General features: G+C 71.5%; 25 protein-coding genes. 5 read left to right on the plus strand and 20 right to left on the minus strand.

What is annotated here, in order from left to right; genetic code table 11:
* Window positions 1-106 precede the first annotated feature (106 nt).
* Genes AACH11_RS12975 through AACH11_RS12985 form a run of 3 tightly spaced genes read right to left on the minus strand, consistent with a single transcriptional unit; the run spans window position 107 to window position 2,377 of the window.
* A complete protein-coding gene (locus AACH11_RS12975; protein ID WP_341374660.1) occupies window positions 107-772 on the minus strand; it encodes an MOSC domain-containing protein in 666 nt (221 codons plus the stop codon).
* A 35-nt stretch (window positions 773-807) separates the two neighbouring features.
* Window positions 808-1,572 carry a glutamine amidotransferase gene (locus AACH11_RS12980; protein WP_341374661.1) on the minus strand — a complete coding sequence of 255 codons (765 nt, stop codon included), beginning with the start codon at window positions 1,570-1,572 and terminating at the stop codon, window positions 808-810.
* A 46-nt stretch (window positions 1,573-1,618) separates the two neighbouring features.
* Window positions 1,619-2,377: a protoglobin domain-containing protein gene (locus tag AACH11_RS12985; protein WP_341374662.1), complete on the minus strand. Its 759-nt coding sequence runs from the start codon at window positions 2,375-2,377 to the stop codon at window positions 1,619-1,621.
* 81 nt (window positions 2,378-2,458) lie between these two features.
* Between AACH11_RS12985 and AACH11_RS12990 the strand changes: the two genes are divergently transcribed.
* The 4 genes from AACH11_RS12990 (at window position 2,459) to AACH11_RS13005 (ending at window position 6,763) form a co-directional block, all read left to right on the plus strand.
* On the plus strand, window positions 2,459-3,391 hold the full coding sequence (locus AACH11_RS12990; protein ID WP_341374663.1) for an AraC family transcriptional regulator: 933 nt from the start codon (window positions 2,459-2,461) through the stop codon (window positions 3,389-3,391).
* 41 nt (window positions 3,392-3,432) lie between these two features.
* Window positions 3,433-4,905, plus strand: a complete 1,473-nt coding sequence (locus tag AACH11_RS12995; RefSeq protein ID WP_341374664.1) for an aminotransferase-like domain-containing protein — start codon at window positions 3,433-3,435, stop codon at window positions 4,903-4,905.
* A gap of 107 nt (window positions 4,906-5,012) precedes the next feature.
* A complete protein-coding gene (locus AACH11_RS13000; protein WP_341374665.1) occupies window positions 5,013-5,861 on the plus strand; it encodes a MipA/OmpV family protein in 849 nt (282 codons plus the stop codon).
* 227 nt (window positions 5,862-6,088) lie between these two features.
* A complete protein-coding gene (locus AACH11_RS13005; RefSeq protein ID WP_341374666.1) occupies window positions 6,089-6,763 on the plus strand; it encodes a lipocalin family protein in 675 nt (224 codons plus the stop codon).
* A 128-nt stretch (window positions 6,764-6,891) separates the two neighbouring features.
* Here AACH11_RS13005 and AACH11_RS13010 read toward each other — a convergent pair whose 3' ends face one another.
* Both AACH11_RS13010 and AACH11_RS13015 read right to left on the minus strand, forming a co-directional pair.
* Window positions 6,892-7,509 (minus strand): LysE family translocator, encoded by a 618-nt coding sequence (locus tag AACH11_RS13010; RefSeq protein WP_341374667.1) that lies wholly within the window; start codon window positions 7,507-7,509, stop codon window positions 6,892-6,894.
* Between the two features lie 101 nt (window positions 7,510-7,610).
* Window positions 7,611-8,654: an AraC family transcriptional regulator gene (locus AACH11_RS13015; RefSeq protein WP_341374668.1), complete on the minus strand. Its 1,044-nt coding sequence runs from the start codon at window positions 8,652-8,654 to the stop codon at window positions 7,611-7,613.
* A 242-nt stretch (window positions 8,655-8,896) separates the two neighbouring features.
* Between AACH11_RS13015 and AACH11_RS13020 the strand changes: the two genes are divergently transcribed.
* Complete coding sequence (locus tag AACH11_RS13020; RefSeq protein ID WP_341374669.1) at window positions 8,897-9,253, plus strand: antibiotic biosynthesis monooxygenase family protein; 357 nt, start codon at window positions 8,897-8,899, stop codon at window positions 9,251-9,253.
* A gap of 9 nt (window positions 9,254-9,262) precedes the next feature.
* Here the strand turns inward: AACH11_RS13020 and AACH11_RS13025 are convergent, their stop codons facing one another.
* The 15 genes from AACH11_RS13025 to AACH11_RS13095 all read right to left on the minus strand — a co-directional run bounded on the left by AACH11_RS13025 (window position 9,263) and on the right by AACH11_RS13095 (window position 24,890).
* Window positions 9,263-10,312: a Gfo/Idh/MocA family protein gene (locus tag AACH11_RS13025; RefSeq protein WP_341374670.1), complete on the minus strand. Its 1,050-nt coding sequence runs from the start codon at window positions 10,310-10,312 to the stop codon at window positions 9,263-9,265.
* A 28-nt stretch (window positions 10,313-10,340) separates the two neighbouring features.
* Window positions 10,341-11,798, minus strand: a complete 1,458-nt coding sequence (locus tag AACH11_RS13030) for an MFS transporter (protein ID WP_341374671.1) — start codon at window positions 11,796-11,798, stop codon at window positions 10,341-10,343.
* A gap of 11 nt (window positions 11,799-11,809) precedes the next feature.
* Complete coding sequence (gene xylA, locus AACH11_RS13035) at window positions 11,810-13,126, minus strand: xylose isomerase (protein ID WP_341374672.1); 1,317 nt, start codon at window positions 13,124-13,126, stop codon at window positions 11,810-11,812.
* A gap of 77 nt (window positions 13,127-13,203) precedes the next feature.
* Window positions 13,204-14,406: an MFS transporter gene (locus tag AACH11_RS13040; RefSeq protein WP_341374673.1), complete on the minus strand. Its 1,203-nt coding sequence runs from the start codon at window positions 14,404-14,406 to the stop codon at window positions 13,204-13,206.
* Between the two features lie 39 nt (window positions 14,407-14,445).
* Window positions 14,446-16,125 (minus strand): GMC family oxidoreductase, encoded by a 1,680-nt coding sequence (locus AACH11_RS13045; RefSeq protein ID WP_341374674.1) that lies wholly within the window; start codon window positions 16,123-16,125, stop codon window positions 14,446-14,448.
* A gap of 24 nt (window positions 16,126-16,149) precedes the next feature.
* Entirely contained in the window at window positions 16,150-16,917 is a 768-nt protein-coding gene (locus tag AACH11_RS13050) for a TIM barrel protein (RefSeq protein WP_341374675.1), read from the minus strand.
* A complete protein-coding gene (locus AACH11_RS13055) occupies window positions 16,914-17,696 on the minus strand; it encodes a TIM barrel protein (protein ID WP_341374676.1) in 783 nt (260 codons plus the stop codon). Before AACH11_RS13055 ends, AACH11_RS13050 begins: the two co-directional genes overlap by 4 nt.
* Window positions 17,697-17,732: 36 nt before the next feature.
* Entirely contained in the window at window positions 17,733-18,707 is a 975-nt protein-coding gene (locus AACH11_RS13060) for a sugar phosphate isomerase/epimerase family protein (RefSeq protein ID WP_341374677.1), read from the minus strand.
* Window positions 18,700-19,668 (minus strand): sugar phosphate isomerase/epimerase family protein, encoded by a 969-nt coding sequence (locus AACH11_RS13065; protein WP_341374678.1) that lies wholly within the window; start codon window positions 19,666-19,668, stop codon window positions 18,700-18,702. Before AACH11_RS13065 ends, AACH11_RS13060 begins: the two co-directional genes overlap by 8 nt.
* The gene (locus AACH11_RS13070; RefSeq protein WP_341374679.1) at window positions 19,665-20,696 is read right to left on the minus strand and encodes a sugar phosphate isomerase/epimerase family protein; all 1,032 of its coding nucleotides are present in this window, start codon (window positions 20,694-20,696) and stop codon (window positions 19,665-19,667) included. Before AACH11_RS13070 ends, AACH11_RS13065 begins: the two co-directional genes overlap by 4 nt.
* A 36-nt stretch (window positions 20,697-20,732) precedes the next feature.
* Window positions 20,733-21,131, minus strand: coding sequence for a C-glycoside deglycosidase beta subunit domain-containing protein (locus tag AACH11_RS13075; protein ID WP_341374680.1), 399 nt, complete (start codon window positions 21,129-21,131; stop codon window positions 20,733-20,735).
* A gap of 26 nt (window positions 21,132-21,157) precedes the next feature.
* On the minus strand, window positions 21,158-21,550 hold the full coding sequence (locus AACH11_RS13080; protein WP_341374681.1) for a C-glycoside deglycosidase beta subunit domain-containing protein: 393 nt from the start codon (window positions 21,548-21,550) through the stop codon (window positions 21,158-21,160).
* 25 nt (window positions 21,551-21,575) lie between these two features.
* The gene (locus AACH11_RS13085) at window positions 21,576-22,586 is read right to left on the minus strand and encodes a sugar phosphate isomerase/epimerase family protein (protein WP_341374682.1); all 1,011 of its coding nucleotides are present in this window, start codon (window positions 22,584-22,586) and stop codon (window positions 21,576-21,578) included.
* Window positions 22,587-22,645: 59 nt separating this feature from the next.
* Window positions 22,646-23,830 (minus strand): Gfo/Idh/MocA family protein, encoded by a 1,185-nt coding sequence (locus AACH11_RS13090; RefSeq protein ID WP_341374683.1) that lies wholly within the window; start codon window positions 23,828-23,830, stop codon window positions 22,646-22,648.
* 1 nt (window position 23,831) lies between these two features.
* Window positions 23,832-24,890, minus strand: a complete 1,059-nt coding sequence (locus AACH11_RS13095; RefSeq protein WP_341374684.1) for a sugar phosphate isomerase/epimerase family protein — start codon at window positions 24,888-24,890, stop codon at window positions 23,832-23,834.
* Window positions 24,891-24,952 lie beyond the last annotated feature (62 nt).

A 24,952-nucleotide genomic window follows, 5' to 3' on the forward strand; every position in this document is an offset into this window, starting at 1 on the left:
GCCGCGCCAGCATCAATCCAGTACGGATGGACTGAACTGTATGTGTCCGATGACCGATACAGTGGACCGCGCCAACCCGGGAACAGACCCGCCGACGGCCCGGCGCTCAACCCGCCCCCGCCATCCGCGCCCCCCAGTCCTCCACCTGCCCGCGGTGCATCCGCTGCGCGAACAGCCGCTGCCAGCGCTCGGGCAGGGGCAGCGCCAGCACCGGGCCGAGCACGGCGGGATCGGTGCAGCGGTCGCGGATCAGCGCCAGCAGCGCGGCGATCGTGTGGCCCGGATGGGGGCGCGCCAGCCGCTCGATGGCATCGCCGGCGGCCAGGTGGCCCGGCTCGCGCACGCCCAGGTACCAGCCGGCGCGCAGGCTGTCCTGCACGCGCACGGCCATGTCGGGCACGCCGAAGCGCAGGTTGAGCGTGTGGCAGGGCTGGCGGCCCTGGCGCACGTCCAGCACGGCCGAGCCGATGCGCCAGACATCGCCGATGCAGCAGTCGTGCTCGTCCAGACCCTCGACACTGAGGTTCTCGCCGAAGGCGCCGGGGGCGTCCCACAGGGCCAGGCCCGGCAGCTCGGCCCGCCAGTGCGCGTGATGGGCCCAGGGGTAGACGTGCAGGGCCTTGTCGGGCCCGCCGTGCACGCGCCGGTCGGCCTGCGCATCGCCGTCCAGGCCCAGCGGGCCGACAGCCACCGGGCCGTCGACCGGTCGTTTGTCGATCGCGCTCAGACGGTGGCCGAGCGGCTGCACACGGCCGCACAGCACGGCGCGCACGCGCCCGATGACGGGGCCTGTCGCCGCCCGGCCCGTCACAGCCCGATCCGCCCGAACCAGTCGTCCAGCACCGCCGCCAGCGCGCGCGACAGGCCCGCGGCCTGCCGCGCCGCCTCCTGTCGCAAGGCCGGGATGTCGATGCCGGCGGCGCGCAGCGCGCCGGTGTGGCCGATCAGCCAGGCCTCGATGCGCGCGGCATCGACCTCCAGGTGGAACTGCCAGGCCATCGCGTGCGCACCGGCCATGAAGGCCTGGTGGTCGCAGGCCGGCGTGGCGGCCAGGCTGCGCAGTCCGGGCGGCAGGTCGAAGCGGTCGCCGTGCCAGTGCAGCACCGGCTGGCCGGCCAGCGCCGCCAGCGGGCTGGCCTGCCCCTCGGGGCTGAGCTGCAGCGGGGCGTAGCCGATCTCGGGGCCGGCCATCGGCGCCACGGCCGCGCCCAGCGCGCGGGCCATCAACTGGGCGCCCAGGCAGATGCCGAGCACGGGCAGGCCACTGGCCAGGCGCTGGCGGATCAGCGCCACCTCCTCGGCCAGGAAGGGATGGAGCGCATCGTCATGGGCGCCGATCGGCCCGCCCAGCACGATGAGGAGATCGGCCGCCGCCCACTCGGCCGGGTCCAGTGCATCGATGCCCGCGTCCCGCACCTGGACGCGCCAACCCCGGGCTTCGAGCCAGGGCGCGATCAGGCCGAGGTCCTCGAAGGCGAGGTGGCGGATGGCGAGCGCGGTGCGCGGCGGCGTGGCCGGGTGGGTCTTCTCGGGGGTGTCGGTGAGGTCGCTGAAGTCAGTGAGGTCGGTCATCGGGATCATGGCGTTCGCGGCCGTCGAGGGGGCGGCTCCTGGAGGCTCAGAAGGCCCCGTCCTGCACGTACGGGTGGCTCCACAGGATGGTCTGCATCAGCACCGACTTGACCCAGGCCGCATGCATGCGCTCGACATCGGCGGGCGAGGCGCCGTGGCGGGCCAGGAAGGGCTTGAGCGTGGTGGTGACGGGGATCGTCAGCGCCGGGATGTAGCGGAAATCGACCTGCGCGACGCTGCGGGCGCCGTCGGTCTGGTTCTTCTTCAGGCGGTGGTGGCGCAGGCCGATCTCGTGCTGCCAGTCCAGCCAACGCTGGTCATAGCGGGCATCGGCCGTGTCCAGGATCCACAGCGCGAAGCGCTGGCGCACCGCCTGCAGGTAGGCGCCGTCCGGCTGGCCGCTGCGGGCATCACCGAAGAAACGCAGCAGTTCAGGGGTCGAGGCGACGAAGCCGTACCAGACGTCGAGGATGGCGTCGGTCTGGTCGGCCAGGATGGCCCGGCTCTGGCGCAGGGCCTGCACATCGGCCTCGGTGAACAGCAGTGCCTTCTGCAGCGCCTGCAGATCGGCCACCGTGTAGGGCGCGGCCGGCAGCGTGGCCGCACCGTAGGCATAGCCGGGCACCGGCGGCGCCGGCTGCTGCTGGGCCTGGCTGGCGGGCGCGGCCAGGCCCAGGCCGAGGGCGATCACGGGGGCCGCCAACGCGGCGGCAGCGGCGGCCCGGCCGCGGCTCAGGGCACGGGACGCGGCACCAGCCGAGCGGCGATCGACGGTGCGGGCAAACGGGGCAGGCTTCAGGGACATCATCCGGTTCTCCAGACAGGCCGTGCCGGTACGGCGGCCGATGGCTGGCATCGTGACCGGAATTGCTGGATGATGGGTGCCATGACGTCCACGAAAGTTGACCCATCGTCCAGAGATGATGCGGCCGGGTCCGGCTCAGCCGCCGCATCCACCGCATCCGCCACCGATGCGCCGGACCGGCTGTCGGCGCTGCTGGCGCAGTTCCGCGTCCGTGCCTCGCTGTTCCACACCGGGCCGCTGTGCGGCCGCTCGCACTTCGAGGCCCTGCCCGACCGGGCCTTCCTGCACGTGCTGCGCCGCGGCCGCCTGCAGATCGAGCATCGGGCGCGGGCCGGCGCGCCACGCCGTCTGGTGGTGGACGAGCCCACGCTGCTGCTCTACCCGCGCGCGCTGCACCACGCCTTCGTCAATCCGCCGCGCGAGGGCTCGGACTTCACCTGCGCCACGCTGCACTTCGACGGCGGTGACCGCAACCCCATCGTGGCCGCGCTGCCGGCGCTGGTGCAGGTGCCGCTGGGCGCCGTGCCCGGCCTGCAGCCGGCACTCGATCTGCTGTTCGCCGAGACCGATGCGCCACGCTGCGGCTCGCGCCTGCTGGCCGACCGGCTGTTCGAAGTGGTGCTGATCCAGCTGCTGCGCTGGCTGATCGACCACCCGCAGGCCGCCGGGATCGACCACGGGCTGATGATGGGCCTGAGCGACGCGCGCCTGGCCCGCGTGCTGGTGGCCCTGCACGGCGCGCCGCAGGACGACTGGCCGCTGGCGCGCATGGCCGTGGTGGCCGGCATGTCGCGCAGTGCCTTCGCCGCCACCTTCCGCGCCACCACCGGCCTGACCCCGGCCGCCTACCTGACGCAGTGGCGCCTGACGCTGGCGGCCACGCAGCTGCGCGCCGGCCGCCCGCAGAAGCAGGTGGCCGCCGACCTCGGCTTCGCCAGCACCTCCTCGCTCAGCCGCGCCTTCCGCCAGCATTACGCGGCTTCGCCGCGAGAATGGCTGGAGCGCGACCGCTGAGGCCGTCGGCCGCCACGGCCCTGCGCCGCACCCCTTTGCCCATGTCCGCTCCCGACGCCACGTCCCCCGCCCCCACCCGCATCGCCCAGGTGATGGACCAGGTGCGCACGCGCATCGCCGCGCGCCAGCTGACGCCGGGCGAGAAGCTGCCGTCGATCCGTGCCCAGGCGGCCACGCTCGGCCTGTCGACCTCGACCGTGGTCGAGGCCTACGAGCGGCTGGCGGCCGAGGGCCTGATCCGCTCACGCCCGGGGTCAGGCTGGACCGTCGCCGCGCCGCTGGCCCCGCTGGCGCTGGCCCACATCGGGCCGCGGCGCGAGCGGGCGGTCGATCCGCTGTGGGTCTCGCGCCAGTCGCTGGAGGCCGACGATGCGCGCTGGCGCCCGGGCTGCGGCTGGCTGCCGCCCGACTGGCTGCCGCAGGCGGCGCTGCGGCGCGCGCTGCGGGGCCTGGGCCGCGCCGAGGACCGGGCGCTGACCGACTACGGACCGCCGCAGGGCCTGCCGGCCTTGCGCCAGTGGCTGGCCCGGCGTCTGGCCGAGCAGGGTGTGACGGCCTCACCGCAGCAGATCCTGCTGACCGGCTCGGGCACCCAGGCCATCGATCTGGTCTGCCGCTTCCTGCTGCAGCCCGGTGATGCGGTGCTGGTCGACGACCCCTGCTACTTCAATTTCCTGGCCGTGCTGCGTGCGCACCGGGTGCAGGTCATCGGCGTGCCCTGGACGACGGACGGGCCGGATCTGGCCGGCTTCGAGGCCGCCGTGGCCGCACACCGCCCGCGCCTGTACCTGACCAATGCCGGCCTGCACAACCCGACCGGCGCCCGCCTGGCGGCGCCGACGGCCCACCGCGTGCTGCGCCTGGCCGAGGCGGCCGGCATGACGGTGGTCGAGGACGAGGTGTTCGCCGATTTCGAGACCCATCCGGCACCGCGTTATGCGGCGCTCGACGGGCTGCAGCGCGTGGTGCAGGTCGGCAGCTTCTCGAAGGTCATGTCGGCGGCCGTGCGCAGCGGCCACATCGCCGCCCGCACCGACTGGATCGAGGGCCTGACCGATCTGCGCCTGGCCACCACCTTCGGCGGCGATGCGCTGGGCGCGGCCCTGGTGCTGGCGGTGCTACAGGACGGCCAGTGGCGCCGCCACCTGGACACGCTGCGCCTGCGTCTGGCGCGCGCCCGGCACACGGTGGCCGCGCGGCTGCAGGCCATCGGCATCACGCCCTGGGTGCAGCCGCAGGGCGGTCTCTTCCTGTGGGGCCGGCTGCCCGCGGGCGTGGACGCCAGCGCCCTCTCGCGTGCCGCGCTGATGCACGGGATCGTGCTGGCGCCGGGCAATGTCTTCAGCGCCGGGCAGACGGCCGACGGCTTCATGCGCTTCAATGTCGCGCAGATGGACGGCCCTGAGCCGCCGGCCACGACCGCCGACGGCCTGTGGCCGACCTTGCAGACGCTGTTGCGGACCCCGGACGTCCGCGGTCCGGCGCCCTCCCCCCACGACCGCCCCAGCCCATGACCTTGCCGACCCAGACCCTCCACCTGCGCGGCCACACGGCCCTCATGTCTTCCGTCAGGGACACGTTCAGTCCGGGCGTCAGGCCCGACCGCCGGTCGGCCTTCAGGATGACCACCGCGGTCAACGCCATCACCGCCGCCCTGGCCGCCGTCATCACGGCGCCGGGCACCGCCGCCGCGCAGCCCACCGCGCAGACCGCCGAGCCGGCGCCGCCGCTGTGGGAGCTGGGCATCGCCGGCCTGGCCGTGTCGCAGCAGGCCTATCCGGGCAGCGACCAGCGCCTGGGCCGGGCCCTGGTGCTGCCGTACGCGATGTACCGCGGCCGCGTGCTGCGCGCCGACCGCGAGACGGCCGGCCTGCGCGCGCTGCGCACCGAGCGCTTCGAGCTGGATCTGGGCGTGGCCGCGTCCTTCGGCGGTGGCAGCGACGAGATCGAGGCGCGCCAGGGCATGCGCCGGCTCGGCACGCTGCTGGAGGCCGGCCCGCGGCTGAAGTGGCGGCTGGGGGCGGATCCGGCCCGCAGCCCCTGGCGGCTGGAGCTGCCGCTGCGCGGCGTCTTCGACCTGAGCGACGGCGCGCGCCACCGTGGCCTGGCTTTCGAGCCCGAGCTGGTGTTCGAACGCAGCACGGCCGGCGGCTGGCGCTACAAGACCGCGGCCAGCGCCATCCTGGCCGACCGCCGGCTGGCCGCCCACTTCTACCGTGTGGACGCGGCCGAGGCCACCGCCACCCGCCCGGCCTACGACGCCCGCGGCGGCCTGCTGGCCTGGCGCGCCAGCCTGTCGGCCGGCCGCAGCCTGTCGCCGGACTGGCGCGTGGTGGGCTTCGCCCGGCTCGACACCGTGCACGGCGCCGCCAACGAGGACAGCCCGCTGGTGCGGCGCCAGAGCGGCAGCACGGTGGGCATCGGCCTGTTCTGGACCGGCCTGCGCTCGCAGGCGCCGGCCTGGGACTGAGGGCCCGGGGCGGACGTGGGGCGGGCATGGGCGGACACCCGCAGACACTGGCGGACAGCGGTGACCACGCCTCCGCTGCCCCCCATCCGACGGGCCGCATGCGCGGCATGCCGGCCCGTGAGCCGTCCGCCATCACCTTTCGCCATCACCTCACGCCGTTCGTCAGCCGCAGCGTGTGACCACTGACCGCGACCGCGGCCACTTCCCCCCATCGACCCGGCCCGACCATGACTTTCCAGCCCGCATCCGCCATCCCTCGCGCCGCCACGGCGCTGCTGACCACCGGCCTGCTGCTGCTCGGCGCCTGCGGCAGCACGACGGCCCCTTCCACGACCAGCGCGGCCACCACGGCCACCGCGGCCAACGCACCAGCGGCCTCGCCCGCCCGCACACCGCCGCCCCGACCCCTGCCCGCACTGGAGATGGCGCGTTACCTCGGCGTCTGGCACCAGGTGGCGCTGTATCCGAACCGCTTCCAGGCGCAGTGCCTGGACAGCACCACCGCCACCTACAGCCGGCTCGACGACGGCCGCCTGCGGGTGATCAACCGCTGCCGCACCGCGCGCGGCATGGACGAGGCCGAAGGCGTGGCCCGCCCACGCGACGGCGCGGTGGTCGGTGCCGACGGCTGGCTGCGGCCGGCCTCGCTGGAGGTCAGCTTCCTGCCGGCCGCGCTGCGCTGGACCGGCATCGGCTGGGGCCGCTACGACGTGCTGCAGCTCGGACCCGACGGCACCTGGTCCCTCGTCAGCGAGCCCACGCGCGAGTACCTGTGGGTGCTGTCGCGCACACCGACGCTGGACGCCGCGCAATGGGCCGCGATCGAGACCCGGCTGCGCGCCGAGGGCTTCGACCTGCAGCGGCTGCGGCGCGAGCCGGCGGCCGCGGCGGCCGCGCGCTGAGCGGCGCCGGCGACATCGGTGTCGATGTCGATGTCGATGTCGGTGTCGGTGTCGGTGTCGGTGTCGGTGTCGAACCGGTACCTCGGCCTCTGTCGGTACCGGGCTGACGGCCCCGTCCGGTGCCCGCCTCAATGCCGGGACGCCCCGGCCAGGCTGAGCCCCAGCGCCGCGAAGCTGGCGGCGAAGCCGCGCCGCAGCCAGGCCTGCACCCGCACCGAGCCCAGCACATGGCGCCGGCAGGCGTCGGCCACCCAGGCATAGAGCACGAACACGCCGAACGTGAGGGCCATGAAGACAGCGGACAGCATCAGCATCTCGGGCAGGCCCTCGCCGCGCTCGGGATGGATGAACTGCGGCAGGAAGGCGACGAAGAACAGCGTCAGCTTGGGATTGAGCGCGTTGACCAGCAGCGCCCGCAGCACCAGGCTCAGGCCCGAGGCCGCGGGCTGGGCGGCCTGCAGCGTGAAGGCCTGGCGGTCGCGCCAGGTCTGCCAGGCCAGCCACAGCAGCCAGGCCACGCCGGCCAGCTTCAGCGTCTGGAAGGCCAGCGCGCTGGCGTGCATCAGCGCGGCCAGCCCGGCGAGCGTGGCCAGCAGATGGGGCACGATGCCCAACGTGCAGCCAAAGGCGGTGACGATGCCGGCGCGCCGCCCCTGGCCGATCGCCACCGACAGCGTGAACAGCACGCCGGCACCCGGGATCAGCACGACGACGAGGGCGGTCAACAGGTAGTGGGCGGTGATCATCGGCGGGCGTGGGCAGGGGCCAGGGCGGGCCTTGCGGGCGCCGGGGCCACGGCCCCGACGGCAGGCCGGGCGGCGGCACAGGCCGGCCCGGATGCGCCGATTCAAGCGGCTGCGCGCCGTGCCGTCTTGTACGGCATTGCAGCGCAGCGCCGCAGGGCGCCGGGCGTGTAGCCGTAGCTGCGCACGAAATGCCGGTGCAGATGGCTCTGGTCGGTGAAGCCGAGCGCGGCGGCCACCTCGGCCACGGCCTCGCCACGCAACACACGGGCATGGGCCAAGGCCAGCCGGTGCTGCAGCGCCCAGGCATGCGGCGGCAGGCCCCAGGCGGCCTGGAAGCGCCGCAACAGCCGGTAGCGGTCCAGGCCGGCGTCGGCGGCCAGCTCGGCCAGGCCCGGCGGCGGGCCGTCGCACAGGGCCAGGCGCTCGCGCACGCGCTGCAGCAGCGGATCGGCCCGGCTGGCCGGTGTGGCCGGCGCGTGCTCCGGCCGCGCGTCCGCCGGACCGGCCACGGCGAAACCGTGCAGCACGGCGGCCAGCGCCTCGTCGCAGGCCAGATCGGTCAGATCGGGGGGCAGGTGCGGGGTCAGATCACCAGCTGGCCAGCGCAGGCCGCTGGCGGGGTCGTGCGGCCCGCGCCGCGCCGGAGCGCAGGGGCCGGTGGTGGCCGCGGTGGCCGCGGTGGCAGCGGTGGCGGACGTGGCGGAGAGGGGGGAAATGGCCGACATGGCCGCCCAATCCGCCAGCCGCGCATGCAGCGTGCGCAGCTGTGCGGCCAAGGCGGGCCGGCGCTGCACCGGCAGCAGCAGCGGCGCCCGCTGCAGATCGGGCAGACCCTCGTCCGCCCCGGACCACGGCAGGCCCGGCACGGCCTCCAGCAGCAGCATGCGCCAGCGGCGCGGATGGCCATCGAGCGGCCGGCCGTCATGGGTCTCGCCAGGGTTGGTGGCGATCACGTCACCAGCTACCGCCTCGACCTCGCCACGGCCGCTGTACGAGCGCTGGGCGCCCACCTCCACCAGGCCCAGCCCCCAGCCCTCGTGCCAGTGGCGGCCGAAGCTGCGCGCACTGCTGAGCGTGACCACGCGCGCGCCAGCCCAGGGCGTGGGCCGGACATCGGCATGGTGGGCGGGACGCGGTGCGGACATGGTCCGGCGCAGTCTGCCACGGCCCACGTCCAGGGCGGTGGCCACGACACGGGCCAGGCCGGCAGCGACCGGGCCATGGTGCGCGCACCCAGGCCCCGGCGACCGCCGTGGAGCCCCGACGCCACCCGCACGGCCCGGGCTGCCCGGCCGCCGGGCCCGAGGCACCGCCGACCGCCGACGACGCCCGTGCGGCGATGATGACGCCCGTGACCCCGCCGTCGACCCCATCCTCAGGAGCGCCCATGTCGAGTCCGCACCCCGGCCCCACCGCCACCCCGTTCGCCGCCACGCCCGAGCCGCCGTACTGGGCGGTGATCTTCAGCAACCAGCGCACGGCCGATGACGCCGAGGGCTACGGCGCGATGGCCGCCCGCATGGTCGAGCTGGCCGCCGGCCAGCCGGGCTTCCTCGGTGCCGAGAGCTCGCGCGGGGCCGACGGCTTCGGCATCACCGTCTCCTACTGGACCGACGAAGCGGCCATCGCGGCCTGGAAAGCGGTGGCCGAGCACCGCATCGCGCAGGAGCTGGGCCGCAGCCGCTGGTATGCGCGGTTCCACACCCGGGTGGCGCGGGTGGAGCGGGCCTACACGATGGGTTGAGGCGCCGGATCAGCGGCGCTGGTCGCGGTCGGCGATCAAGGCCGCCTGGATGCGCTGCAGGATCTCCAGCACCTCGGCGGTCGCCGACACCGGATGCCAGGGATGCTCGGTCTGCCCGGCCAGGATGGCCTCGTGCACGGCGCGGAACATCGGCACATAGCCCGCGCCCTCGCGCGGAAAGGCCAGCTCCTCCACCGAAGGAGGCGCCGGGGGCCGCCCGAGGGTGACGCGCAGCGCGGCCGGCGAGAACAGCGGCTCGGTGAACTCGATCGCGCCCTGGCGTCCGCCCAGCCAGCCCCGCGGCGGCACCATGAAGGTGATCGAGGTGGCCAGCTGCGCCAGGCGACCGTCGACATGGCGCAGCGTGATCGCCTCTTCCAGGTCGACGCCATCGGGGCGCACGGTGCCGGTGGCCGACACCTCCACCAGTTCGCCCAGGAACATGCGGGCCAGCGTGACCGTGTAGACCGCCATGTCATAGAGCGCGCCGCCGCCGAGCGCGGCATCCCAGAAGCGCGCGGGCCCGTCGGGCGGCACCGGGTAGCCGAGCCCGGCCTGCAGGAAGCGCGGCTCACCGATGGTGCCGGCGGCCACCAGATCGACCGCCTTGCGCACGGCCGGGCTGAACTTCATCCACATCGCCTCCATCAGGAACACGCCGCGCTCGGCGGCGATGCGTCCCAGTGCGCGGGCCTCGTCGGCACGCATCACCAGGGGCTTCTCGCACAGCACGTGCTTGCCCGCCTGCAACGCCTGACGGGCGAGCGCGAAGTGGGTGCTGTGGGGCGTGCCGATGTAGACCGCGTCCACTTCCGGGCTGGCGCACAGCCGGTCGTAGTCGCCGAAGGCCAGCGGCAGGCCCTCGGCCTGCGCGAAGGCCGCGGCGCGCTCGGCCGAGCGCGAGCAGATGGCGACGACCTCGGCCTGGGCGCACTGCCGCAGATCGCCCACGGTGCGGCGGGCGATGCCGCCACTGCCCACCACCGCCCAGCGCAGACGGCGAGCGGTGGCGATCGGGGTCGAGGACGTGTCGGGCGCCGATTCGGATGATGAGGGCATGGTCACAAGGTCAAGGTCAAGGTCAAGGTCAATGGGCAGACGCGGGAGCGCCGTGAGTCTGGAGGGCCGGCAGGCGCCAGGCCAGAAAGGCACCCAGCACCATCATCGACAGCAGGCCCGGCAGGGCCTGGAGCAGGCTGGACGGTGCGAAGCTGGCCTGCGCGGACGACGGCATCAGGCCGGCGACCAGGGCGATGGCGGCCACGGCGGCGAACTGTCGGCCGGCGTTGACGACGCCGGAGGCGCCGCCAGCCTGATCGCGTGGCACCGACTGCAGCGTCACGGTGGTCAGCGGCGGGCCGATGAAACCCACGCCCAGCCCGGCCAGGCCCTGGGCCAGCAGCCCGGGCCAGGCCAGCACCCAGTGCACCGGATCGCCCCACAGGCCGGTCCCCACGGCGGCCATCAGCATCAGACCGGCACTCTGCAGTGCCAGGCCCAGCACGATGCAGCGCGCGCCCAGCCGGGCGAAGGCGAGGCGACCGAGGGTGGTGACGCTCAGCATGACGCCGAGCGCGATGGGCATGCACAGCAGCGACATCTGGGTGGCCGTCAGCCCAGCGCCCACCTGCCAGGCCAGGGTGAGCACGAACAGGTAGGCCGGCAGCACGCCGGTGCACACCAGGGACAGCAACAAGCCGAGCCGGTAGCCGCGGTCGCGCAGGAGCGCGGGCTGCATCACCGGGCGCTCACCCCGGGCCTCCAGACGACGGCAGTGGCGCCACAGCAGCATCGTCAGCAGTGGGGCGCTGCCCAGCCAAGCGAGCAGCCCCGGGCTCCAGCCCTGCTCAGGGCCCTGCATCAGCGGCACGGCCCAGGCCAGAGCGGCGGCCAGGCACCAGACGGTGCCGGCCAGATCCAGGCTTCCTCGGGCCACCGACGGGTCCGGCGGCAGCAGGCGCCAGCCGCCGAGCATGGCCATCAATCCGACCGGCAGGTTGATCAGGAAGACCGCGCGCCATCCCAGCCCGGCCACGTCGGCATCGACCATCAGGCCACCGACCACCGGTCCCAGGGCCGATGACACACCCCCCAGCAGGCCGAAGATGGTGAAGGCCCGCATGCGTTCATGCGGTGCATACATCGCCTGCATCAACGACAGCACCTGCGGCACCATCAGCGCGCCACAGGCCCCCTGCACCGAGCGCGCCATCACCAGACCCGCCGCGGACGTCGCCAGCCCGCAGGCCATCGAGGCCAGCGTGAAGCTGCCCACGCCCCACAGGAACATCGTGCGGTGGCCGAACAGATCACCCATGCGCCCACCGATCACCAGCAGCACGGCGAAGGCCAGCGCGTAGGAAGCGACGAACCAGGCCACCTGCACCGGATCGGCCTGCAGATCGACCCCCATCGCGGGCAAGGCCACGTTGACGATGGTCACGTCCAGCAGATCCATCACGAAGGCGATGGCCACGACGATGAAGGCCCAGGTGCGCCGGCGCCCGTCCAGGCCCGGCGCCACGCCGGCGCGCGGAGTCGACACGCCCGACCCCATCAGACGTGCCGGTTGACGAGCTGCTCCAGCAGCTCCTGCCGGCCCGAACGGGGCTGCGGCGACAGATCCTGCGCATGCACCCTGTCGGCCAGCGCGTCCAGCCCGCTGCCGCCCAGGATGGCCTGGCCCAGCGCCCCGTCCCAGCCGGCATAACGTTCGTCCCGTGGGTGCTCCAGATCGCCGGACTCGTGCAGCGCAGCCGCGCACAGGAAGGCGCGCGCCAGCGTGTCGACGCCGCCGACATGCGCGATCAGCACATCGGTGAGCTCGATGCTCTGGCGCCGCACCTTGGCGTCGAAATTCATGCCGCCCTGCCCCAGACCACCGTGGCGGATGATCTCCAGCATGGCCGGCACCAGTTGCACGTGGTTGTTCGGGAACTGGTCGGTGTCCCAGCCCAGCTGCTCGTCGCCGCGGTTGGCGTCGATCGAGCCCAGCAGGCCGAGCGCCGCGGCGGTGGCCACCTCGTGCTCGAAGCTGTGGCCGGCCAGCGTGGCGTGGTTGACCTCCAGGTTGACCTTGACCTCGCCTTCCAGACCGTAGCGCTGGAGGAAGCCGTGGACGGTGGCGGTGTCGTAGTCGTACTGGTGCTTGGTCGGCTCCTGGGGCTTGGGCTCGATCAGGATCGTGCCGCGGAAGCCGATCTTGTGCTTGTGCTCGACCACCGCGGCCAGGAAGCGTCCGTACTGGTCCAGCTCCCGGCGCAGGTCGGTGTTCAGCAAGGTCTCGTAGCCTTCGCGACCGCCCCACAGCACGTAGTTGGCGCCGTCCAGGCGCTGCGTCCATTCCAGCGCATGCTTGACCTGCGCCGCCGCGTAGGCGTACACCTCGGGATCGGGGTTGGTCGCCGCACCGGCCATGTAGCGCGGATGGCTGAACAGGTTGGCCGTGCCCCACAGCAGGCGCACGCCGCTGTCCTGCATCTTGCGTGCGGCGCGCTCCAGCACGGCATCGAGCATCGCGTTGGATGCACGCAGGGTCGCACCCTCGGGGGCGACGTCGCGGTCATGGAAGCACCAGAACGGCAGACCCAGCACGCGGAACACATCGAACGCGTTGTCCAGCTTGAGCTGCGCGGCCGCCAGCGGATCGCCGTCGGACCACGGCCGCCGGAAGACATCGGCACCGAGGGCGAACGGATCCTGACCACCCCAGCAGAAGGTGTGCCAGTAGCAGACGGCCGGCCTCAGGTGCTCGGCCAGCGTCTTGCCGAGCACCACGCGGTCCGCGTCATACCAGCGGTAGGCCAGCGGATTGCGGCTGTCGGGCCCTTCGTAACGTACGGTGGGCAGGTCGTCGTAAGGACGTGAGGTCATGGGAACTCCCTCCCGGCGGCCGGCAGCCGCCCGGGAAGATGAAGAGATGGATCGGTGTAGCGCCGGCCGGTGGGCGCTCAGCCCACGAAACGATGGCGCCCGCCACCGGATTGGCCGCGCGAGAGCACCACGTTGGCCAGCGCGATGGCGATGCACACCACGCCGAACACGACGAAGGCCTGCAACAGCCCACCCGTGAGCTGGCGCACGCCGGTCACCAGGAAGGGGGAGACGAACTGGCCGAGGAAGAAGGCACTGCACCACCAGCCCATGCCGCGGCCGCGGAAGCGCTCGGGCAACTCGCGCAGGCTCCAGCCGATCAGGATGGGAATGGTCATGCCGGCGGCCAGCTGCTGCACGAAGGCGAAGGCCATCGTCGCCTCCAGGCCGAGCGCCAGACCGATGCCGGTCAGGCCGATGCCCAGCAGCACGAACAGGACGGAGAACTGCAGCGTGTGGCTCTGACCCGCGATCTTGCGGAAGAGCAGGGATCCCACCGGCACGCCGATGCTGGCCAGCGCGGTGTAGAAGCCCAGCTCGCTGCCGGTGCGGATGCCCATCTGGTCGAGCGCCAGCGAGAACTGCAGCGTGTAGACGAAGTAGACCGACGACAGGCCGAAGGTGGTCAGGGCAAGGCGCACCATCAGCCCGGACGGAAAGGCCATCACCGTGGCCGTGCCGGGCTCATGGTCCTGCGGCTGGCTGCGGCGCTCGGGCTCGTAGACCGCGAAGGCGGCGAAGGCCGCGATGCCGAGGGCCACCGCATAGATCAGGAACGGCAGGTTCCACGCGATCATCGACAGGCGACCGCTGGCACCCACCAGCACGGCGCCGAGGGCCGGGCCGACGAAGCTCTGCCACATCAGCCACCTGGCCCGCTGCTCCTTGTCGAAGTAGTCGCCCAGCAGGGTGTTGCCGATGGTCAGGATGAAGGCCTCGCCCACGCCCAGCAGCAGCCGCCCGGCCATCAGCGCCTCGAAGGTGCTGATGAAGAAGGGCAGCACGCCGCCCAGGCCGTAGAGCGTGGTGAAGATCAGCAGCAGGCGGCGCCGGCCGATGCGGTCGGTGAGCTTGCCCGCGTAGGGCGAGAACAGCGCCACGCACAGGCCCGGGGCGGACAGCACCAGCGGGGCCAGCGTCTGGATGCCGCCGACCTGCGGAAAGGCCTGCACCAGCGCGGGCACGATGGGCATCAGCGTGACGATGGCCATCATCGGCAGGATGCCGATCATGATGACGACCAGGCCCTGGGCCAGGCCGGCACGGCGGGTGGGGTTCATGTTGTCTCCTGATCTTCTGTGGGCCGGGGTCCGCAGGCCTCAGGCCCGCAGTTCGGGCGAATGGCCGTACTCACGGCCGATGTGGTCGCAGGCGCGGGCGGTCAGCGCCATCGTCGTCAGCGTGGGGCCGCAGGTGCCGTTGGTGACGAAGCAGCTGCTGTCGGTGACGAACACGTTCGGGGCGTCCCACACCTGGTTGTGCGGGTTGAGCACCGAGTCCTTGGGATCGCTGCCCATGCGCGCGCCGCCACACTCGTGGATCGCGCCGCCGACGGCCACGCTGCGCTTGTAGGCCATGCGGAACATCAGGCGCTCGTACCACTTGGCGTTGGGCATGAAGGGCCCGTCGGACGAGATGCCCTGCGGGCTGATGAGGAAGTCGACGTTGAGGCCGGCGGCCTTCATCACGTCCTTCTGCACCTGCACCTGATCGGCCAGCAGCTTGCGGTCGTTGTCGCGCAGGCGGATGCTCACCGAGGGGATGGGCACGCCCAGGCGGTCGCGCCTGGAAGCCAGGCTGACCCGGTTGTCGGCGTACGGCAGGATCTCGCCATGGCCGGTCAGACCGAACACCGAATCCATGTGCGGCGGCAGCATCGGCCGGCCGACGATGCCCTGCAGGTTGAAGCCACCGGCATAGCCGAGCGCCCCCGGGTTCTTCAGCTGGCGGAAGCGCGGGATGTAGATGCCACCGTGGTTCTCGGCCGGCGTCTTGCCGTCGACCAGCTCGCCGCCCTTGAAGCCCGGCACGGTGCCGAAGCCCAGCGTCAGCATCTGGTCCATGAAGTAGCGGCCCACCAGGCCGTGGGCATTGCCCAGGCCCTGCGGGTGCTTCTCGCCGCGGGAGTTCAGCAGCAGGCGGATCGACTCGATGGTCGATGCGCACACCATCACCACATTGGCCCGGACCTCGTGGCGCTGGCCGGTGACACGATCGATGTAGGTGACGCCGGTGGCCTTGCCGCTGTGGGGATCGGTGTTGATCCGCTCGACCGGTGCGTTGGCGCGCAGCGTCAGATGGCCGGTGGCCGCCGCGGCCTGCAGCGGGGTGGTGGTCCGGTTGCGCTGGCCGTCGACCGGCGTGGCCTCCTTGCGCACGTAGCGCCAGGCCATCACCTTGGCATCACCGAAGCGCGCCTCGACCTTCTGCTTGAACTGCTGCTCGGCGCGGGACAGGCCGGCGGGCTGCACGCGTTCGCCGCTCGGGCAGTAGGCCAGGCCATCGTCATTGCCGACGATGCCGAGGAAGCGCTCCACATGTCCGTAGTAAGGCGCCAGCTCGTCGTAGCTGATCGGCCAGTCGAAGCCGGCGCCTTCATGGCTCCTGAACTTGAAGGTATGGTCCGACATGCGCAGCGCCACCCGGCCCCAGGACAGGAAGCGGCCGCCCACCTGCTTGCCACGCAGCCACAGGTAGAAGTCCTGCGGCGACTCGTAGGGGTGCTCGTTGTCGTTGACGAACAGGAAGGCCTTCTCGGGTGAGTAGAACGAGGTCAGCGCCTGCTTGTGCTGGCCGGTCATGCCGGCCTTGATGCGCGCCCAGGAGCCGATGGCGGCGAACTGGGCCTTGGCGGCACGCTCGAACTGCTCCTCGGGCAGCGGGCCGCCGGCCTCCAGCACCAGCACCTTCAGGCCGCGCTCGGTCAGCTCCTTGGCGGCGATGCCGCCGGTGGCGCCGGAGCCCACGACGATGGCATCGAAAGAGGAATCAGGGGTCATGATGTCTGCGGATCCAGTTCGGGCTCAGAGGCCCAGCGCGCGACGGGTCAGCGCCAGTGATTCGGCGATCGGCCGGCTGGGCAGGTACTCCAGTCCGACAGCGCCGGTGTAGCCGCGCTCGCGCAGCAGCGGCAGCAGGGTGGGCCAGGGCAGCGTCCCGGTGCCCGGCTCGTGGCGGCCTTCCAGGTCGGCCACCTGCACATGGCCGACCAAGCCGATGCGGTCGGCGAAGGCCTGCTCGAAGGTCTCGCCACTGACGGCGCCGTGGTAGACGTCGGCCAACAGGCGCAGCGCGGGGCTGTTCACTTCCTCGACGATGTCCAGGCCCTGGCGCACGGTGTGCACCGCCATCAACTGGCCGCCGATGACCATGTGCACCGGCTCCAGCAGGATCTGCGCGCCGCCGTCCTCGGCGATGCGGGCGGCCTCGCGCAGCACCTGGACGATGCGGGTGCGTTGCTCCGCCTCGTTCACGCCGGCCATGCGGAAGCCCGAGGCCACGATCATGCGGGCGCCGCCCAGGCGCTGCGCCACCGGCACCGCGTCGCGCACGCCGGACAGCACGGTGGCGTGGTCGGCCACATCCACCAGGCTGGCGCGCGGGTCGACGCAGAAGCTGTTCACGGCCACGCCGGTTTCGGCCATCACGTCGACGATGGCGTCCAGCGGCTTGTCGCGCCACAACCAGGTGTCCACGGCGTCGAAGCCGTCGGCGCGTGCGGCGCGGAAGCGCTGGATGAAGTCCGGATGCTCGGCCTGGTAGAGCATCTCGATGCAGGGGATGAGCTTCATGCCTGGGCCTCGGCCATGCCGAAGATCTCGCGGGTGCGCTGCAGCGAAGCCAGCGTGCCGTTGCTGGGCCGGTACTCCAGGCCGATGTCGCCGGTGTAGGCGGCGCGTTGCAGGGCCGGCAGCCAGGTCGCCCAGTCGATGGTGCCGGTGCCGGGCTCGTGGCGGCCGTTGGTGTCCGCCACCTGCACGTAGCCGATCAGGTGGGCGCGCTTGAGGATCTCGCGCCAGTCCTCGCCCATGACCTCGGCGTGGTAGGCGTCGTACAGCAGGCGCACGGCCGGGCTGTCCACGGCTTCCACGATGTCCAGGCCTTCGAGGGCCGAGCCCATGAAGAAGCCGACGTGGTCGATGCGCGTGTTCAGCGGCTCCAGCAGCAAGCGCATGCCGGCGGCCTGCACGCGCGGCGCGGCTTGTCTCAGCAGGTAGACCATGTTGTCGTGCTGCTCGGTGGCCGAGGCGCCGGCCAGGGCCGGGCCGCCGGCGATCACCATGTCCTTCGCGCCCAGGCGCTGGCACATGGCCATCGTGCGGTCGATGGCGTCCAGCACATACGCCTCCTTGCTGCGGTCGACACAGCCCACGCGCGGCCCGACGGTCAGGCTCAGCAGGCGCACGCCGGTGGCCTTCAGCGCGGCCTCCACCGCGTCCATGCCGGTCGGGCTCCACATGTGGAACTCCACACGGTCCAGCCCGGCGGCGGCGGCCGCGTGGATGCGCGCCGGCAGGTCGCCGGCCTCGTTGAACATGTACAGGTCTTCGATGACCGCGGAAAGCTTCATGGTGGTCCTTCTTGGCTGGGGGACTGCGGGCCTGGATCAGGCCAGCAGCGGCTGCAGCACATGGCGAACGGTCCAGGCGTTCTGCATCATGGCTGCGGCCTGGGGCCCGGGGCCCTGGTCGCTCTCGACGATCAGCCAGCCGGCGTAGCCGGTCTCGCTCAATGCCTTCATCAGCGCCGGCCAGTCGACCTGGCCGGTGCCGATCTCGCCGAACCAGCGGGCGATGCCGCGCTGGCCGCCGGCCTTCATCAGGGCGCGCTCGGCGTTGGGGGCGACGTACTCGCCCAGCGTGTCGGTGGCCAGCGCGTCCTTCAGGTGGACGTGCCAGACCCGCGTGTGGAAGCGGCGCAGCCAGGCCGCCACGTCGTGGCCGGCGATGGTCAGCTCGGCCGTGTCCAGCGCCAGGCCCACGGTGAGCGGGTCCAGCCGGGCCAGCCAGGCGGCGAAGGCGTCCAGCTCGCGCAGTGGGGACAGCGCGTCCAGGTGCAGCGCGGTGCGCACGCCGTGGCGGGCGGTCATCGCGCCCACCGCGTTCCAGCAGTCGGCGGCAGCGGCCTGGCGCTCGGCGTCCAGGCCGCCGTGGCGGCCGTGCGGCGGCAGCGCGCGCAGCACCAGCACCTCGCCCCCGACCTCGGCCAGGAAGCGGGCGAACACCTCGGCCTGCTGCAGCAGCAGGGCGTGGTGGCCGCGGTCGCTGCAGTCCAGGCCGTGGTGCAGCTCCTCGAAGCTCATCTGCAGCGGGTCGAGGAACAGGCTGGCCACGCGCTGGATGCCCCACTCGCGCAGCTTGAGCTTGAAGTGGTCCACCGAACCGAAGTTCTGCACGATGTTCTCGGGCCGGCCCATCGGGTCCCAGCGGCCGGTGCCGGCGCTCAGCTCGATGGCATCGAAGCCGCAGGCCGCCGTGGTCTTGAGCGCGCGTTCCTGCTGCTCCATGCGGGCGAAGCCGGTGAAGCCCGCCTTCCACTGGTTGGTGGCGTAGCCCCAACGGGCTTGTCGAACATCAGTCATGAATCGGCCTCAGCACGTTGCGGATGTGCCAGGCCGCGATGGCCGTGCTCTCGGGGTAGTTGCCGCCGCCCACATCGGCCTTGTCGTGTTCCACGCCCACCCAGCCCGCCCAGGCGGTGTCCTTCATCGCCGTGTACAGCGCGGGAAAGTCCACCAGGCCGCCCTCGGTGCCGATCTCGTAGAACCAGCGGTCCGTGGTGGGAGCCATCACCTCGGCATCGGGCTTGCGGCGGTAGTCGCCGTTCAAGTCCACGTGGTGGGTGTCCTTCAGGTGGAAGGCGGCCACGCGTTCGCGCTGCTGGATGAACAGGTTCACCGGGTCGACACCGGCGATCACGTGCTGGGCCGTGTCCAGGCACAGGAACACGTAGCGCGGATCGGTCCAGTCGTAGAACTTCTTCAGCTGATCGGCGCTGCGGATGCCGCAGAAGAACTCGTGGTGGCAGCAGGTCTTGACGCCATAACCTTCCAGCGTCATTTTCCCGATGCGGTTCCACAGCTCGGCGCAGGCGCGGATCTTGTCGTCGGTGACCGGCTCCACGTCAAAGTACAGCCCCGCGGGCATGACGATGAAGTTCTGCACGCCCAGGCCGGCGCTGCTCTTCATGATGTGTTCGGCGTAGCCGGCCATGCGGTCGTGCGTGGCGCGCACGTGCGGGGTGCTCTGGCGGGCGTCGTACATCACGGCGTGGAACAGGCTCAGCACGCGGTCGATGCCGCGGCTTTGCATGTGGGCCCGCGCCGCCTCCAGCGAGCCGAACAGGTCGCGCAGCACCGGCAGGTGGAAGTCGAAGGTCTCGATGGCCTCGAAGCCCACGCCGGCGATCTGCTTCAGGAAGGCGTCGAAGCGCTCGACGGACGTGTACTGCGACAGCGGACCCTGGGGCGTGTCCACGCGCCAGTGGTCCATGTAGGCATAACGCAGATTCCGCCCGGCCAGCGGCGCGCCAATCTGGCTCACGCGGTCGCTCCGGTGTGCTGGGCAATGATTCGCCGTGCCTGCGCCTGGTGCTTGGCCACCATGTCGAAGGCATCGACATTGCGCATGTAGAGGTGGCCCTCCCATTCGCTGGACATGAAGCCGGTGAAGCCGCCGTCGTGGAACACCGGCAGGATGCTGCCGTAATCGATCGAGGCCTCGTTACCCTGCTCGTCGAAGTCGTAGAACTTGCCGTGCACGTGGACCACCTGCGGCATGATCTCCTTCCACATCTCGGCGGTACCGGGGCTGAGGATGTTGAACATCACGGCCAGCGCGCTGACATCGGCAGGGTCGGCATTCAGCGGCTCGACGCGGCGCGAGAACTCCTGGCGCTTCCAGCCGGCGTCCTTGGGCAGTTGCCAGACTTCCAGCGCCAGCTGGATCAGGTCTTCGGGCAGTTCCTGGCGGCGCAGGTTGGCGATGTAGGTGGCCGGCAGGCGGCTGGCGCAGCAGCCGAAGTCGGGGATGAAGCCCAGCAGCGGCGAGTTGGCCTTGGCATAGGCCTCGCGCCAGGCCATCACCGGCGGGGAGCTGGGGTTCAGCGGCGCATGCACCTCGGGGCCGATCTGGATGCCGTGCTTCTCCAGCAGCGGCAGCAGGCGGATGATCACCTCCACCGGCGCCGCGAACTGGCAGCGCACGGTGGGGAAGCCCATCTTGGCGGCGGCCTCGATCTGCGGTGCGTGGTAGGCCACGGCCTCGTCCACGCTCATCATCGTGCCGCGGCGGATGGCCATGTCGGCGTTGATGCTGAGGCAGCTAGGCGTGAGCTGGTACTTCGCCATCAGGTCCTTGAAGCGCGCGGCGAAGTCGTCGCTGACGTTCGGGAAGCCACGGATGCTGGAGAAGCCGATGAGCTCCAGGCCCGGGCCAAGCTGGCGCTTGGCCACCTCGGCGATCAGGTCCTCGAAGCCGTAGCGGCGCTCATGCCACTCGTTGGTGAAGCTGTACAGCGTGGAGCCAAGCTTGAAGCCCTTGGGCGTGGCGCTGGTCTGGGTTGCGGTCATGGTGAGGGATCCGTGCGGAGTAAGAGAGCGGGGGCTTCAGGCAGCCTGGATGGCCGCGTCGCCACAGGTCACATGGGTCAGCATCGGGATGTAGGGCGGGTACAGGTTCAGCGTCACCACGACGTGGTGCGGACCTGCCGCCAGCGGCTGGGCCGTGGGCACGCGCAGCAGCACCGAGTCCTGGATGAACCAGACCGTGCCCGTCTGCTCGGGCAGCTCGGCGAGCGCGTAGCGGCGGCCTTCGTACTCGACGGTGGCGCCCTCCAGCGACAGCGGCTGACCGTCGACCAGCAGTTGCGTCGGCATGACCACCGACAGCGGCAGCGAGCGGTACCAGGGCAGGCGCAGGTCCAGCACCAGGCCCTCGGGGGTGACGAGGGAATCCTCGGCAGTGATCAGGTAGTCGCTGAAGGCGTTCTTGAAGAAGCGGGCCATGGCAGGCTTTCGGGCGTGGGGGCAGCTCAGGCCGCCAGGGTGAGGGGACGGCCCGTGCGCGTGGTGGGCACGAAGGGCAGGTAGGACACGCGGTAGCGGATGGCGATGTCCACGTGGTGGTCGCCGGCAGTGAGCCCGCCCGGCTGCGCGACCTCGACGCGGGCCTTCTCGCCGAAGTTCCACTTCTCGTCGAAGCAGCGCTCCATCTCGTCCAGGCTCCAGCTGCGGCCGCGCAGCGACAGGCGCACGGCCTCGCGCGCAACGGCTTGGCCGTCCACGGTGATGGCGATGTCCTCGACCATCGACAGGCCCAGGCCGCGGTAGTAGGGCAGGCGCGCCTGCAGGGCGAAGCCGGTGGTCTGGCCGTTGCGCACGACGTTCTCGAAGCCGTCGTCGCAGAGCATGTGTTGGTCCATCATGATGGCGTTCTCCTCGGTTGTTCGGTCAGGCCTTCAGGGCGGCAGGCATGGTCTCGTCCAGCAGGCGGCACAGCATGCGGTGCTGGCGCTTGACCTGCTCGACCGACTGCACCTCCTCGGCGTCCTCGACCCAGCGGTTGCCCTCGTACTCGGAGCAGATGTGGCCCCGGTAGCCGCCCTGCTTGAGCACCGCGACGATCTCGTCGTAGGGGATGGAGTACTCCACGTCGTCCTCGGTCATCTCGTAGAACTTGCCGTGGATGTTGTGGATGCGGTGCATGAACTCCAGCATCCGCTTGGGCTCGAAGGCGGCGTTGTGGCGCAGCGTCTCGGCCATGGCCAGGGACGGGCCGGTGCCGCCCATCTCGCGCACGTCCAGCAGCACGTACTCGCTGAGCACGCGGTCCTCGTAGGCCTTCTCGATGTGGTCGGCGATGTGCTGCGGCACGCCGTTGCGGATGAAGCGCTGCTTCCACACGCGCGGGAAGCGGTGCAGGAACATGCCCATGTCGGGCAGGTAGCCCAGGGCCTTGGAGCCCGACTTCTCGTAGGCCTCGGCGTGGCGGACGATCCAGGGGTGATCGAAGTGCAGCGGTGCGTGGATCTCGATCAGGATCTTGATGCCCTTGTCCTCGGCATAGCTCGCACAGGCCACCAGCACCTCGGGCGAGATCGAGACCAGCGCGCGGATGCAGGGCATGCCGAGCGCGGCGCCGAAGTCGATGTCGCGCTTGACGCTGGCCACCTGGTCGGCAAAGGACATCATCTGGCCCTTGACGCGCTTGTAGTCCAGCATGAAGTCGTGGCAGACCGGGTGGGTGCCGTACTTCTCCATCAACGCGTGCCAGTGGGCGATCTCCGCCATGGGCATGCCCACCTCGGGCCAGCCGGTGAAGGACTGCTCGCCCACCACCTCGATGCCAGTGGCGCCGATCTCGGCGCAGGTGCGGATGCAGTCTTCCAGGCTCATCTTGCGCAGGAAGGTGTCGTTCTGGAAGCTGTAGAGGCTGACGCCTCGCTTGATCTGGTGGCCCATGGTGGTCTGCTCCTCGAAGGTGTGATGTGCGCTGCGGTTGCGCGGTGGTCCGGTGACGATCAGGCGGTGGCAGGCAACGGCACCCACTGGCCGCCCTGGCGGGCCGAGTGCTGTACCGCCTCGATGAACTGCACGCCGCGCAGGCCGTCGTCGATGGTCGGAAAGTGGCTGTCGGGGTCGGCCGGAAGGCCGCCGGCGCGGGCCTGCACCAGGTGCGCGGCCACATCGGCATAGAGGCTGGCGAAGGCCTCCAGATAGCCTTCCGGATGCCCGCCGGGCAGGCGGTTCAGCCGCTGGCCGGCGTGCAGGAAGCCCGCGCCGGCGCGCTCGAGCAGCTGGGTCGGCTGACCCAGCGGCGTGTAGCGCAGCTGGTTGGGATGTTCCTGGCGCCATTCCAGCCCGCCCTGGCTGCCGAAGACGCGCAGGCGCAGGTCGTTGAGGTGGCCGGGGGCGACCTGGCTGGCCCACAGGCTGCCTCGCGCGCCGCCGGCATAACGCATCATCACCTGCACGTTGTCATCGATGCCACGGCCCGGCACGCAGCTGCTGAGCTCGGCGCAGACCTGTTCCAGCGCCAGGCCGCTGACATAGTCGGCCAGGTGCCAGGCGTGGGAGCCGATGTCGCCGATGGCGCCCCCGCCGGCCTTTGCCGGATCGGTCCGCCATGCCGCCTGCTTGTGCTCCCCGCTGCGCTCGACCGGCTCGGTCAGCCAGTCCTGGGCATACTCGACCTGCACCACCCGGATGTCACCCAGGCGGCCCTGTCGCACCAGCTCGCGGGCCATCCGCACCATCGGGTAGGCGCTGTAGTTGTGCGTGACCGCGAAGATCAGGCCACGACGGCGCGCCAGCTCGGCGAGCTGCCGCGCATCCTCGCTGCGCACCGTCACCGGCTTGTCGCAGATGACGTGGATGCCGGCCTCCAGAAAGGCGCGGGCCACCGGCGCATGCACATGGTTGGGGGTGACGATGACCACCGCCTCGATGCCGTCGGCGCGCTGGGACTCGGCGCGGGCCATCGCCTCATGGTCGTCGTAGATCCGGTCCTCGTCCAGGCCCAGCGCACGACCCGAGCGACGGGCCTTCTCCGGCGTGGACGACAAGGCACCGGCCAGCAGCACGTACTGATCGTCCAGACGTGCGGCAATGCGGTGGACGGCGCCGATGAAGGCACCCTCGCCACCACCGACCATGCCCAGGCGGATGCGCTCGGCCTTCCGTGCCGTCGTGCTCGGGGCGACCATCTCAGTTCAACCCCAGCATGCGGCGCAGCTGCGCGGGATCGGCCTGGCTGCCGGCGAAGTCGTCGAAGGCCTTCTCGGTGACCTGGATGATGTGGTCGCGGATGAAGGGCGCACCCTCGGCCGCGCCCTGTTGCGGGTGCTTCAGGCAGCATTCCCACTCCAGCACGGCCCAACCCTTGAAGTCATGCTGCGCCAGCATCGAGAACACCGCCTTGAAGTCCACCTGGCCATCGCCAAGGGAGCGGAAGCGGCCGGCACGCTCCTGCCAGGACTGGAAGCCGCCGTAGACGCCCTGCCGGCCGTCCGGCCGGAACTCCGCGTCCTTCACGTGGAAGACCTTGATGCGATCGTGATAGAGGTCGATGAACTGCAGGTAGTCGAGCTGCTGCAGCACGAAGTGGCTGGGGTCGTAGGCGATGGCCAGTCGCGGATGGTGGTCGACCCGCTCCAGCAGGCGGTCGAAGGTCACGCCGTCGTGCAGGTCCTCGCCCGGGTGCAGCTCGAAGGCCACGTCCACACCCACCTCGTCGTACGCATCGAGGATCGGCCGCCAGCGGCGGGCCAGCTCGTCGAAGGCCTCGTCGACCAGGCCGGCCGGGCGCTGGGGCCACGGGTACAGATAGGGCCAGGCCAGCGCACCCGAGAAACTGATGCTGGCATTCAGACCGAGGTGCCGCGAGGCGCGGGCCACCTTGCGCAGCTGGTCGACCGCCCAGCGCTGGCGCTCGGCCGGACGACCGCGCAGGGCCGCCGGGGCGAAGGCGTCGAAGGCCTCGTCATAGGCCGGATGCACCGCCACCAGCTGACCCTGCAGATGACTGCTGAGCTCGGTGATGGCCACGCCGTTCTCACGCGCGATGCCCGCGAACTCGTCGCACCAGGTCTGGCTCTCGGCGGCACGGTCGAGGTCGAACAGCCGGGCGTCCCAGGTCGGAACCTGGACGCCGCGGTAGCCCAGCTGCGCCGCCCATGCGGTGATGGCGGGCCAGGAGTTGAAAGGGGCCTGATCACCCGCGAACTGCGCGAGGAAGATCGCCGGGCCTTGGAGAGTTTGCGCCATGGTGTTGCGACAGGGGGCCGGGCCGCCCGGACGGGCGGCCGCAGCCGGAGTGGAGCGCCGCC

The sequence above is a fragment of the Pseudaquabacterium rugosum genome, from assembly GCF_038066575.1.
GTDB classification, from domain to species: Bacteria; Pseudomonadota; Gammaproteobacteria; order Burkholderiales; family Burkholderiaceae_C; genus Pseudaquabacterium; species Pseudaquabacterium rugosum.